The following is an 11979-nucleotide window of genomic DNA, read 5'->3' on the forward strand; positions in this document are numbered from 1 at the left end:
GGCGGCACCTACACCCTGACGTTCGATGCCCAGGCGTCGGCCGCCGCACAGATCCGGGCCATCGTCCAGCTCGGCGAGGAGCCCTACACCTCCACCCTCGACCAGGTCGTCGACCTCGGCACCGGCCTCAAGCGCTACACCTACACCTTCACGTCCACCATCGACACCACCACCGGATCGCTTAACTTCGAAATCGGTGGCAACCCCGCCAAGACCGCCGTCACCCTCGACAACGTCTCCCTCACCACCGTTGGCTAAACGGATCAGCGCAACGCCTAGGTAGCTCGCTGTCGTAGGCTGACCGGCTAGCCGGCGGCGAGCCGAGCCCTCCCGTGCGGCCCTAACCGGAAGTGCGGGAGGGCTCGCTGCTCCCGCCACAGGGCCAAGCTGGACGTACCGGCAAGAGGATCTCGCGGTAGCCCGCAGGAAAAAGAGCCAAGAAGTCGAAAAAGATCATGTGGAACAGATTCAGGATTCCTCGGGCTGCTGGCTGCGGCACTCGTTCCCACGGCTTGGCCGCACCCCCACCGCCTCAACAAGCACTTGAAGAGCGACACCGTGCGGTGATCCGTTCCAGCAGTTCGGGATCCAACATGCACCGGATCGTAGAAGACCGCCCAGCCACCGCGGGCAAGAACCGGCGGTCAGCTCCCGGCCTCTGCTGCCGGCCGCTTGATCAAGAACTGTTTCGCCGCCTCGACTGCTTCCCTGTTGAGCTCCTCGACGGAGACGCCCCAGCTCTCCTCCCATCCGTCCGCGTTGAAATGGCACGAGACGAGGGATTGCAGCTCTTCGGGGTAGCCGAGGCCGCAGGCGATGTCCGCCCAGATGAGGTGGGTGCCGGTGGCGGGGCCCAGGGTTCCGTCGGCTATCTGACCGGCGATCCAGTGAGCCATCGCCCACCTTGCGGCCCGAGGATCAGCGGGCGGGATGAAGAGCAGTCCCAGCTCCTCCAGCACCTGGTCGAAGAGCTCTGGGGCTTCGGGTTCCTCGCTGCGGAGGAGGCCGGCCAACATTGCGAGGGAGGGGCTCTCGACCTGGGCCATGAGTGCGTCAAGCCCTGCCTGGATGAGCCGGTCGGACCCGACGTGCCTACCGAATGCCCGCTCGCGCGCGATGTGGCTGAGCTGCTTGAGGGCGTCTTCGCGGGTCATCAGAGTCTTCTCGGTCGGTATCTGCGAAAGGAAGGCTCGCACATCCGCCGACGTCGCTGCATCGTGTTTCTCTTCGACCCAACCGTGCTGACGAATGATCTTCTCCATGGACTCACGCCCACGACCAGCACGAGTACCCGGAGGACCAATCACACCAGCCCTTTGACCTGGCACTTCAAGTTGGCGGCAACTCAGTGGAGCCCACTCCGGTGCGCCGGACGACGATGGACTCCACCGTGGTGCGCACCGAGATGGTGCGCCACCGCGTCCGGCACCGCACCACTCCGGACGACGCCCGGCACCCTCGCGCGCCGGTGCGCCGCACCCGATGCACCGCACCGCACCGGTACGCCCGCCGCCGACCAACCCCTTGTCCGGGTGAGGCCGGGCGCGCATCGACCCCCTTGTCGGCTCCACTACACCCCCTTGTCCAGCTCTGCTACCGCGACGTTTCTCCTTGACATCGCCGGTTTCGGCTTGCGATCAGGTCGCGGTCAAGGGGTGTGTGATAGAGGAGCCCGCCCGGCCGTGGCGCGCGCCCCGTGCGGTGCGGTGGAACGCACCGCGATGGTGCGGTGGTGCGCCAGGAGTGCGCGCTGGACTGAGCTGCCGCCAAAATGAATTCGCAGGTCAAAGGACTGGTGTGGTCGGTCCTCAGGGTGCTCGTGCTGGTCGTGGGCGGGAGCCCATCGAGAAGATCGTCTGACAGAGGTCGGGACTGACTCCGAAACGGAGTCAGGGGCGGCGCTCTGGCTGGCCAGTGCACCTGGGCTGGGGGCGCAGTCCGCTGTTGGCCAGCGCATGACATCCTGGCCCAGTGCTCCTGAACGATCCCGCCAGCAGCGTCGACCTCCGCCCAGTGCGCTATCAGTTCGCCACCGTTCGGGGCGACTCGTACGACGACAACTGGCTGGTCATTGAGGGCACGGTGGCGACTCCTGAGGGAAAGTGGTCCTTCGCCGATCCGTGTCTGCTCACCGATGAGGCCCGCCAGGTGTCCGCGTGGCTGCGCGCGGTGGCCGCAGGGACGGTGTACGTCACCGAACCTGATGCCGAAGGCGAGCTGTCGCCGGACACGTGGTTCATCGAGCCGATCATGGCTTTCAGCCTCGCCCATCAAATCGAGGGCGGGACCGCGGTGATCCGCGTCCATCTGTCTCTTGAGGCGGCACCTCCTTGGCAACAGGGCGATGAGAGGGCTGACATCTACCAGTACGTCGTGGAGGTCAGCTTGGACGTGGCAGCGCTGCTGCACGCGGCTGACGAGTGGGACCGCTCTCTGGCTTCCCTCCCGCCCCGCTGATCCAGCCGCCTGGCACTCCCCGGACAACCGATTCCTACCTGCCGGGGTCGGTTGCCCCTTTACGATCCGGTGCATGCTGGATCCCGAACTGCTGGAACGGATCACCGCGCGGCGCGCGGAACTGGGCGAACTCGAAGAGCAGCTGGCCAAACAGCTGACGGAAGTGCGAGCCGAGCGGGACGAACTTGCAGTCGCCGAACGCGTCCTTGAACGGATGACCGGGCAGCTCGCCGAGGAACGTTCCTCAGCCCGGCCGATGCCGGGACAAGTGGCCGGACGGGCGGTGATGCTGATCCCGCACCACGAACCGGGAGTGGAGGAGGACGCGCTGCCGTGGGACTACCAGCGCATCATCGCCGCCGTGCGGCAGGCCGCCGGACCGATCACGGCCCGCGAGGTCGGCGAGGTGGTGGGAGTGGACATCAGCGTGCGGTCCAAGCTGGAACCGCTGCGCAGCAAGCTGGTGAGGCTCGTCGACCGCGGCTGGCTCCGCAAACTGCCCGACGGCCGGTTCACCACCGCCTGTGACCAGCAACACCGCCACTCGGAGCGGCCCGGCACGGGCGTAACCGGGTTGCCCCCGGCGGCCGTTGGAATTGCGTGACGAATACCGAAGAGCGCGCCGAGGGCACCTGCCCGCTTGTCTACCAGTGCCGTCTGCCGCTGTCCACGAGCACCGTCAACCACCTCGCCGACCTGCTGCGGCGCCACCTGAAGGCGATTCGCTCCAGGTGGCGCATCCTGCCGCCGGGGAAGATAGCGGTGATCGTGCTGGCCGTGCTGCGTCACGACCAGCGCCTGGCCGACATGGCCGGCGGAAACAATGTGTCTGAGTCCACCGTCCGCCGCTGGCGCGGCGAGCTGATCGGGCTGCTCGCCGCCCAGGCGCCGCGCCTGGACCGCGCCTTGAAGACGGGCGCCGGGCAAGGTGGGGAGGTGGTCCTGATCGACGGCACCCTCATCCGCACCCAGCGCCGCACCGGCAAGGCCGACCGGCGGAACTACTCAGGCAAGCACCGCAGCCATGGCCTGCATTTCCTTGCCCTGATCGACGAGAACGGGCGCCTGATCTGGATATCCGCCGCCCGGCCCGGCCGCACCCACGACAACACCGCCGCCCGCCACGACCACATCCTGGCCCACCTGCGCGCGGCCGGGCTCGGAGCGTTGGCCGCCCTCGGCTTCCGCGGGCTGGACAACGACATCCGCGACCCCGTGATCGTCACCGGCTACATCGCCACCCGTACCCACAAGCTCACTCGAGGCGAGAAGGAGGCCAACCGCGTCCTCGTCGTCGGACGGGCACCGGTCGAGCACGGCTTCGCCCACCTCAAGAACTGGCGGATCCTCACCACACTCCGCACCAACCCCGCCCGCGCCACCCGCATCCTGCGCGCCCTGCTCGTCCTGATGAACCTCGAAATCAACGGCTGGCAGATGATCTTCTCCGTGGGCTTCCGCCCACGACCAGCACGAGCACCCCGAGGACCGACCACACCAGCCCTTTGACCTGGGAATTCAGGTTGGCGGCAGCTCACTGCGGTGCAGTCTCAGCTGTCCACCCCGGCTTCCCACTTGCGTCGGCGCAGCATGTGGTTGCTGAAGAGGTGTCGGCTTCGGTCGAGCAGTTCACCCACCTCTGCGTCGCCGCGCTGCCCGTCCGGCGACGGATGCCAGCGCTGCACTGATTGCCCCGCCCAGGTGCGCAGTTTCATATCCGGGTCCTCGAGCAGACCGACTGCCGCCCGTAGCGCCACGGTGCCGCCGCGTGCGTCGAGTAGCCGGAATGCGCCGACGCGGATGTGCCGCGGTCGATCGGTACTGGTGCGCTCCAGAAGCCAGTCGGCGGGCAGTTCCTTGGCCGAGGGCAGCAGGGCGGTGGCGGTCTCGCGGACGACCCCGGCGGCAGGGTCGTCGAGGAGCGGCCGCAACTGCTTCGCATCCGCGCAGTCCAGCGCCCGCAGCCCTGCCACCGCCCGCGCCCGCACCCCGGGCGCCGGGTGCACGAGCAGCGGCCGCAGCAGCCCGGCGTCTGCGCGGTTCCCGCACTCGGCCAGCCCGATGACCGCACCGGGCGGCAACTTGGGATCGTCCGGTGCCGTGCACCGCTCCCGGTACCAGGCCGCCGGGTCACCCCCCTGCTGTCGTACGACATACCGGGCACAAGCACGCACGAGCGCGGAACGGTCGCTGAGAAACGGCTCCGCCTGCTCTGACCGCCCCGCCCCTCTCAGCGCGGTGACGCCGGCCGAACGGACACGCGGATTGCGCGCGGACAGCAGTGGAGGCAGCACACCCTCGTAGGCATCCTCATCCCCCAGAGCCGTGAGCGCCGCTGTGGCACACAGGTCCTGGACCACGCTGTCCGGGTCCTCGGCGGCCGCGCGGGCCAGCTCAGCGGGACGGAGCAGTCGGCCCTCGATGGCCAGCCGGTACGCGAAGCGCCGGACGATGCGGTCGGGGTCAGCGAAGAGAACAGCGAACTGCCCGTGGGATGCCTGACGCAGGATCTGGCTGAGCACATCGACGCCGAAGGCACCTCTGTCGCGGCGGCCGACGCGGAGGATGAGCGGCGCGAGGTCGAGGGCAGAATCCACGGTCAGGGCCTCGCGCAGCAACTGCCGGGCGTGCTCGCGCACTGGGCCGACCCAATCGGCGCAGCGGATCACGACCAACGGCAGCAGACCGGGGTATCGGACCGACTGGCGCACCGCCTTCTGACGGATCCTCCCGTCGCGGTGGCAGAGGGCGAGTGCGAGCCGAGACTCACCGAGCTGAGTCAGGTCGGCGGGCAGCGGGGTGGAGTGCTCCCACGCCGACAGGAACTCCGGGCGGTGCCAGGCCACCTCACGCACTCCTGCGTCCAGCGCGAGCCAGTCAGCGGGGTCGGCGACATCAAGCGTGCTGTGAAGCGGCGTACCTCCCGCGAGCCGCGTCGCTGCCGCTGTCCCGTTCTCGATGTCCTCAAGCATTCCCACCCCTCCAGGAGTCGTACCAGGTGATCGTAGGGGCGGGGTTCGCGTAGGGCGCAGGAAATATGGCCCGTGATCGCCGAGGGCCGCCGCCCGGTGGCGCTGCCCGGCGTAGGGGCCAGGAGCTGGAGCATGTCGGTGTCGCCGAGGCCTCGGCGGCCGGTGAGGGCGTAGCCGATGTTGCCGGGCGGTGCACGCCGAGGGTGAGGGCGTCGGGGGCGCCGTTGGAGCGTTGCAGGACCTCCGCGGCGGCTTCCTCCAGGCGGGGTGCGTAGCGGCAGGCCCGCAGGACCGTGGAGGCGCAGGGGCGTTTGTGTCGTCGACTCCAGCGCGGTGCCACTCCCAGGACGGCACCCTCGCCCAAGTCGCCGGCACGGGTGGGACAAGCATGCCGTCCGGTGCCGGGCCTGGTGCGCTCTCGCCGCAGCGCAGCAGCAGCCTGCGCCAGGCCGTGAGCGCCTCCCGGGTGGCGACCTTTTGCTCCAGCACGCTCGGCACCAGCGCCTCCATCAACAGCCCGGTCCTCGCCAGGCCTGCCCGGTGTCTGTAAGCACTTCTTTGGGCTCCACCGCACGGAACTGAAGTGGCTCCAGGTGTAAGAAGTTGATCTGGCTCCACTCTGTGTTCGTGGCACTGCATGGATCTTGGACGTCGGGATAGGGTCCGGTGGGAGGTGCGGGGGAATGAGTTTCCGGCTGGCGGCGTACGCCGTGTGCATCGAGGGTGGGCGGGTACTGCTCGCCCGTCACGTGCCGCCGAAGGGCGAGAGCAACTGGACCCTTCCGGGTGGCAGGGTCGAGCATGCGGAGGATCCGTTCGACGCGGTGATCCGGGAGGTCGCGGAGGAGACCGGCTGCGACGCGGTGGTCGAGCGCCTGTTGGGTGTGGACTCCGGGTGATCCCCGCGGCCGAACGTGCCATCCCCGGCGGACCCGAGCATCAGAATGTCGGCGTCTTCTACCAGGTTCGTATCACCGGAGGCCAGCTGCGGCCGGAGCCGAACGGCGAAGTCGCTGAGTCGGTCTGGACTCCGATTCCCGATGTCGCTTGCCTGCGCCGGTCATCGCTGGTCGACATCGGCCTCGCCCTGGCTCAGACGCTTCCGGCGACCGGCCACGTCGCTGCCGTCCCGGTCCGCGGCCTGATCCAGCACTGAGGCTCCATCAACATCCGAGTGGGCTGCCCCGCAGGCGGCGCCGTTCGCCGGTGGATCGGTCGGCAGTTCCGCGACGTGCCCTCTTTGGAGTGAATGCACTGGTCCGTCCGCCCGGCGACGGCAGGGTTTGTGCGTCGATCACGGTCATGTCGGAGGCCGTGTTGCTTGATCACGGTCGTGTCGGGAGGCCGGGATGGGTTTGTCGCGGGCGGAGCTGTTCGCTGCGATCCGGAGGGACAAGCGTCTTGATCCGGAACTGTCGCAGCGGGCTCTGGCGGAGAAGTACGGGGTCCACCGCCGGATGGTGAGACAAGCTTTGCTGTCTGCGGTTCCGCCGCCGAGGAAGAAGCCGGCCCCGAGGGCCACAGTTCTGGACCCGGCCAAGCCGTGGATCGACGACATGCTGCGGGAAGACGCGACCGCGCCGCGCAAGCAGAAGCACACCGCCCGCCGGATCCATCAGCGTCTCGCCCAGGAGCGCGGCTTCGACCTCGTGTCCTACTCCACGGTCTGTGACTACGTGCTGGCCAGACGCCCGCAGATCGAGGCCGAGGTGATGGAGGGCCGCCGTCATCTGACGGGCATGGTCCCGCAGGTCCACCTGCCCGGTGAGGAAGCCGAGGTCGACCTCGCCCGCCAGGCCCTCCTCGCCGCCTGTGAAGCGGTGAAGAAGAACCGCGCTGGTCGTACGACGAAGCCGAAACGGCGCGGCACGGTGCTGCGGCGGGACGGCCGCGAGCCGCTTGGGCATGGGTGGCGATCACGATGATGATGATGACCGAGCGCGGTCTGGTCGCCCCGGCCGCCGGCAGCGTCCTTGTCCTTCTCTGCACCATGCGGACAGGTGATCTACTCGGTGTGCAGCACCGAGGCGATGGTCATCCGGGCCGCCGACCTGGCAGGGACCAGGGCGCCGAGGACGGCGATCGCCACTCCCGCCATGAGCATCGCGGCTAGCTGCGGCACGTGCCACACGTCCTTCATGTATTCGGGGAAGTCGACCACCCCGATGTTGTCCACGACGAGGCGGTGCGCCATGATCCCGAGCGGGATGCCGAGCAGCCCGCCGACCGCGCCCAGCCCGGCGACCGAGGTCACCGTCATCACCACCACCTGCCGGGGGGTCATCCCGATCGACTTGAGCATGCCCAGGTCCCGGCGCCGTTCGCGGGTGTTCAGCAGGACGGTGTTGAAGACACCGAGCGATGCGACGAGGGTCAGCAGCACCGTGAACACCGTAGAGAAGGTGACGACGGTGGTGGTGCCGGCGTTCCCCGAGTCCGGCACCGACGTGCGCAGGCCCGGGTCGATTGCCTCGACCGCCTCGGTGTAGGCGCGCGTGTCGGCGCCGGGGGCGAGCCGTACCGTGTACTCGGTGGCGTGGGCGTCCGGTGCGAGTGGGGTAAGGGTCTGCCAAGTGGCCTCCAGGGCCCGGCCGTTGCCCTCAATGAGCTGACCCACGACGGTCGCGGTGATCTCCCTGCCGTTCAGCTCCAGCGTGACTCGGTCACCGATCTTCAGGCCGCGCTGGGTCAGGAAGGCCGGCCCGGCCACGATCTCGCCCGCCGCGGCGGGCGCCCGGCCCTTGACGATGGTGTGGTCGTACAAGGAATCGTCGCCGCGGTAGAAGTCGGCGAAGACGGGCTGGGTCTGCCCGGTCATGTTCACCTGGGACAGCGCGCGGGCCCGTACCCCCTCCGCACCCGGCAGAGACCGCAGCCGTTTCTCGATCTGCAGGTCACTGAGCCGGGGCGGGGTCCGGTCGTCGCCCGACCCCCCGGTCGTCACGTGGACCCTGGCGCCTCCGTCCTCCCGCCCGACCTTGCCGTACGCCACCATGGTGCTGGTCAGTCCGGTCGACAGGGTCACCGTGGTGACCCCGAGGACGATGGCCGCCATGGTCAGCAGGGTGCGGCTGGGGCGGGCGAACGGCTGGCCGAGGCCCAGACTGACCGGGCGCGGCAGCCGGGTGGCGCCGAGCATCCGCTGGACGCGCAGCCCGCGCCCGGTCCGCGGTGTGCCGCCCGCGCTGATCGCCCGTGCGGCGGGCAGCCGGTGGGCGCGCAGGGCGGGGACCAGCGCGGCCAGCAGGACGAGGGCGGGCATGCCCACGAGGCAGACCACGGACACCCACGGGGTGATGTCGCCGACCGAGGCCCGGCCCACGTCGATGCCGGTGAACGCGACCTTCAGGATCGGCCCGGCAAGCGCGTTGCCGGCCAGCGTTCCCAGCACGCAGCCCACCACCGCCGGCACGGAGAGCATCGTCAGGTAGACGGCGACGACCTGGTTCGGGGTGAAGCCCAGGGCCTTGAGCACCCCGATGTGCCGGTATCCCGAGACGACCGCCCCGCTGACCACGTTGCCGACGATCAGGGTGGAGACGAGCAGGCCGAGAATGCCGAAGAGCGTCATGAACGGGAGGTAGGAGTCGGCCAGCGCGGAGAAGGCATGCTTGAGGGTGAGGTAGGTCTGTGCGCCGGTCAGTGACTCCTTGGGCAGTCCCGTGGTGGCCCGTGTCAGCGAGGCACTCAGCTGGTCCTCCGTGGAGGAGTCCGTGAAGCGGTACAGCATTTGGGCGCAGGTCGGGTGCAGTGCGGCCATCTGCTCGGGCGAGACCCAGGCGCTCGCCGACTTGCTCATGCTGGTGGCGAATCCGACGACGGTCAGCGTCGTTCCGCCGGGGGTCTCCAGCTTGGTGCCGAGGAGCGCGGTGCCGGGGGAGCCCTGGGCGGACCAGTTGACGACGATCTCGCCGGGTGCGGTGGCCCAGTGGCCGTCAAGAAGTTCGATCCGGTCCACGGGGCCTGCTGGATCGGCCCGGCCCACCACGGTGAGGGTGCCGCCCGCCATCCAGAGCCAGTCCTTGGGGATGTCGACGACGGCCTGCCCGAACGGTCCGGCTGCGGCCTCCACCCCGGGCTGCCGGGCGGTCCGCGCCAACTGCTCCTGCGAGACCTTCGTGGTGTCGAAGGCCGCCACCGTATGGGCACCGCGCTGTGCGGCGTAGGCCTTGTCGAAGGGGCCCGAGGCGGCGCTCAGCAGCGCCAGCGCGAGCAGGACGGTCGTGGTGGAGCAGAGCACGACGAGCCCGATGACGAAGGTCTGGAGCCGGCGGCGCTTCACGGCCGCGCGCGAGGCTCTCCATACGGCGCTCACGCGGTCGCCTCCAGCATGCTTTCGCGGGTGACCCGGCCGTCGGCGACTTCGATCAGCCGGCTGGCGCAGCGGGTGGCCAGCTGCGGGTCGTGGGTGACGATCAACAGGGTCTGGCCGATCTGGTTGAGGTCGATCAGCAGATCCATCACCTGCTCGCCCGACCGGCTGTCGAGGGCGCCGGTCGGCTCGTCGGCAAGCAGCAGTGCCGGGCGGTTCATCAACGCCCGTGCGACGGCGACCCGTTGGCGCTCGCCGCCGCTGAGCGTCGCCGGATAGTTGTTCCGGCGCTCGGCGACACAGAGTTCGTCCAGGAGCTCCAGGGCACGGCGGCGCGCCTGCCGGGCCGGGGTGCCGGTCAGCTGCGCGGCCAGCGCCACATTGTCCAGCACGGGCAGATCATCGATGAGGTTGAAGAACTGGAAGATCATGCCGACGTTCCGCCGCCGGAACAGCGCCAAGCCGGTCTCGTTCAGTTTCCCGAGGTCATGACTATGCACCTCGACTGTGCCCGAGGTCGGCCGGTCCAGGCCGGCCACCATGTTGAGCAAGGTGGACTTGCCGCAGCCGGAGGGGCCCATCACGGCAACCGCGTCCCCTGCCCTGATCTCCAGCGACAGGCCGTCCAGGGCCTTCGCGTCGCCGTACTCCTTGTGCACGCCGTCCAGCCGCACCACCACGTGCCGGGCACTGTCGTGATCAGTTGTCATGGCTCGAACCTAGGACGGAGTCCGCGGACGGGGCGTCGCCCCCGGGATGTATCCGTCCGGGCAGGTCATCCCAGGGATGTATGGAGCTGCATCCGGGGGCTGATGCGGGGCGCGTCATGCAGCTGCGAAGATAATCCGGTGTGGGGATCCGGGACGATCTGGCTGGTCATCGCCCTGGCGGCGGCAGTTGGCGCCGCCGGATGTCTATGCGTGGCGGTGGTCCGGGCGCGGCGGCTGTACCAGGCGGCCATCGAGGAGCGCGGCTGGCTGCTGGAGCGGGAGCGCGAGAGCGCGACGCGGACCGCGGTCGACGCCGAGCGGGCCAGGATCGCCACCGAGCTCCACGACATCGTCAGCCACAACGTGAGCCTCATGGTGGTCCAGGCCGGGGCCGCCCGCGAGGTGCTGGCAACGATGCCGGACGAGGCTGCGGCGGCCTTGAGCGCCGTCGAGACCGCCGGGCGGAACACGATGACCGAGCTGCGGCACCTGCTTGGCCTGCTGGCACCTGCGCAGAACGGCGAGGACGAGCCCTACGGTGTGAACCTGTCACCGCAGCCGAGCTTGAGCCGACTCAGCCCGCTGATCGACCGGTTCGCCTTTGCCGGCCTGCCCGTGGAGATGCGGATCTCGGGTGAGCCGCGCCCGCTGCCGACCGGGATCGATGTCACCGCCTACCGGATCATCCAGGAGGCTCTGACCAATGCCCTCAAACACGGGGACGGGGCGAAAGCCGAGGTGACGGTGCGATACGCGGACCACTACCTGCGAGTCGAGGTGCTGAACAGCGGACCGAGCATCCTGTCGGACAGCCGGCCCGCGCGGAGAGAGCCGGTCCCGGGCCAGGCGGACGGAACGGGACGCGGGCTGCTCGGCCTGCGGGAGCGGGTCGCCGTCTACGGCGGCGACCTGGACGCCCGCCGCCGCCTCGGCGGCGGCTACCGCGTCCGCGCCCGGATCCCGCTGGGCCGGCCATGACGACGCACACCGAATCCGCCCCTCGCGTCGTGATCGCCGACGACCAGGAGCTGGTCCGCACCGGCTTCCGCCTGATCCTGACCGCCCGCGGCATCGACGTGGTGGGCGAAGCTGGCGACGGAGCCGAGGCCGTGGCCACCGTGCGGAGGCTGCGGCCCGACGTCGTACTGATGGACATCCGGATGCCCGCCATGGACGGCCTGGAAGCCGCCCGCCGGATACTCGCGCAGGCCCCGGGCTGCCGGGTGATCATGCTGACCACCTTCGACCTTGACCACTACGTCTACGCTGCCCTCGCTGCCGGAGCCAGCGGATTCCTGCTCAAGGACGTCACCCCCGCGCATCTGGCCGCAGCCGTACGCCTGGTCGACACCGGTGACGCCCTGCTCGCACCCTCGATCACCCGCCGGCTGGTGGAGCGCTTCGCCCCCGGCGCCTCCAGAATAGGTTCGGGCCGGAACCTGTCAACGTGATCAAGGCAGGTGATGTGTTCTATCGCTGTGCCGGGATCGTTTGGTCGTCGTGGTGGAAGTCGGTGGGCTTGTTGATC

At 69.3% G+C, this 11979-nt stretch carries 10 protein-coding genes and 2 pseudogenes; 8 read left to right on the plus strand and 4 right to left on the minus strand.

Annotated features, from left to right (window positions below):
- On the plus strand, positions 1 to 258 hold a 258-nt coding region (locus tag AC07DW_RS31545), incomplete at its 5' end, for a carbohydrate binding domain-containing protein (RefSeq protein WP_478861083.1).
- A 386-nt stretch (positions 259 to 644) separates the two neighbouring features.
- On the opposite strand, the gene AC07DW_RS31550 is transcribed toward AC07DW_RS31545, so the two are convergent.
- Positions 645 to 1262 (minus strand): hypothetical protein, encoded by a 618-nt coding sequence (locus AC07DW_RS31550; RefSeq protein WP_478861084.1) that lies wholly within the window; start codon positions 1260 to 1262, stop codon positions 645 to 647.
- Positions 1263 to 1971: 709 nt separating this feature from the next.
- Here AC07DW_RS31550 and AC07DW_RS31555 point away from each other — a divergent pair.
- The 3 genes from AC07DW_RS31555 to AC07DW_RS31565 all read left to right on the plus strand — a co-directional run bounded on the left by AC07DW_RS31555 (position 1972) and on the right by AC07DW_RS31565 (position 3966).
- Positions 1972 to 2457 (plus strand): WapI family immunity protein, encoded by a 486-nt coding sequence (locus AC07DW_RS31555; protein WP_478861085.1) that lies wholly within the window; start codon positions 1972 to 1974, stop codon positions 2455 to 2457.
- A 73-nt stretch (positions 2458 to 2530) separates the two neighbouring features.
- On the plus strand, positions 2531 to 3061 hold the full coding sequence (locus tag AC07DW_RS31560; protein ID WP_478861086.1) for a hypothetical protein: 531 nt from the start codon (positions 2531 to 2533) through the stop codon (positions 3059 to 3061).
- Positions 3058 to 3966 carry a transposase family protein gene (locus AC07DW_RS31565; protein WP_478861087.1) on the plus strand — a complete coding sequence of 303 codons (909 nt, stop codon included), beginning with the start codon at positions 3058 to 3060 and terminating at the stop codon, positions 3964 to 3966. Before AC07DW_RS31560 ends, AC07DW_RS31565 begins: the two co-directional genes overlap by 4 nt.
- A gap of 41 nt (positions 3967 to 4007) precedes the next feature.
- Here AC07DW_RS31565 and AC07DW_RS31570 read toward each other — a convergent pair whose 3' ends face one another.
- The gene (locus AC07DW_RS31570; RefSeq protein ID WP_478861088.1) at positions 4008 to 5429 is read right to left on the minus strand and encodes a hypothetical protein; all 1422 of its coding nucleotides are present in this window, start codon (positions 5427 to 5429) and stop codon (positions 4008 to 4010) included.
- A gap of 683 nt (positions 5430 to 6112) precedes the next feature.
- On the opposite strand from AC07DW_RS31570, the pseudogene AC07DW_RS31575 reads away from it, so the two are divergent.
- A pseudogene (locus AC07DW_RS31575) lies at positions 6113 to 6585 on the plus strand (NUDIX hydrolase).
- A gap of 199 nt (positions 6586 to 6784) precedes the next feature.
- The gene (locus AC07DW_RS31580; RefSeq protein WP_478861089.1) at positions 6785 to 7354 is read left to right on the plus strand and encodes a hypothetical protein; all 570 of its coding nucleotides are present in this window, start codon (positions 6785 to 6787) and stop codon (positions 7352 to 7354) included.
- 80 nt (positions 7355 to 7434) lie between these two features.
- Here AC07DW_RS31580 and AC07DW_RS31585 read toward each other — a convergent pair whose 3' ends face one another.
- Together AC07DW_RS31585 and AC07DW_RS31590 are read right to left on the minus strand one after the other, a co-directional pair.
- Positions 7435 to 9744 (minus strand): FtsX-like permease family protein, encoded by a 2310-nt coding sequence (locus tag AC07DW_RS31585; protein ID WP_478861090.1) that lies wholly within the window; start codon positions 9742 to 9744, stop codon positions 7435 to 7437.
- Positions 9741 to 10421 (minus strand): ABC transporter ATP-binding protein, encoded by a 681-nt coding sequence (locus AC07DW_RS31590; protein ID WP_478861091.1) that lies wholly within the window; start codon positions 10419 to 10421, stop codon positions 9741 to 9743. Before AC07DW_RS31590 ends, AC07DW_RS31585 begins: the two co-directional genes overlap by 4 nt.
- 168 nt (positions 10422 to 10589) lie before the next feature.
- On the opposite strand from AC07DW_RS31590, the gene AC07DW_RS31595 reads away from it, so the two are divergent.
- Both AC07DW_RS31595 and AC07DW_RS31600 read left to right on the plus strand, forming a co-directional pair.
- Positions 10590 to 11429 carry a sensor histidine kinase gene (locus tag AC07DW_RS31595; protein WP_478861092.1) on the plus strand — a complete coding sequence of 280 codons (840 nt, stop codon included), beginning with the start codon at positions 10590 to 10592 and terminating at the stop codon, positions 11427 to 11429.
- Positions 11426 to 11857: pseudogene (locus AC07DW_RS31600) on the plus strand (response regulator); the annotation flags it as partial. The gene AC07DW_RS31595 and the pseudogene AC07DW_RS31600, both read left to right, overlap by 4 nt.
- Positions 11858 to 11979: the final 122 nt, after the last annotated feature.

The organism is Streptomyces sp. NPDC045701 (genome assembly GCF_056432045.1).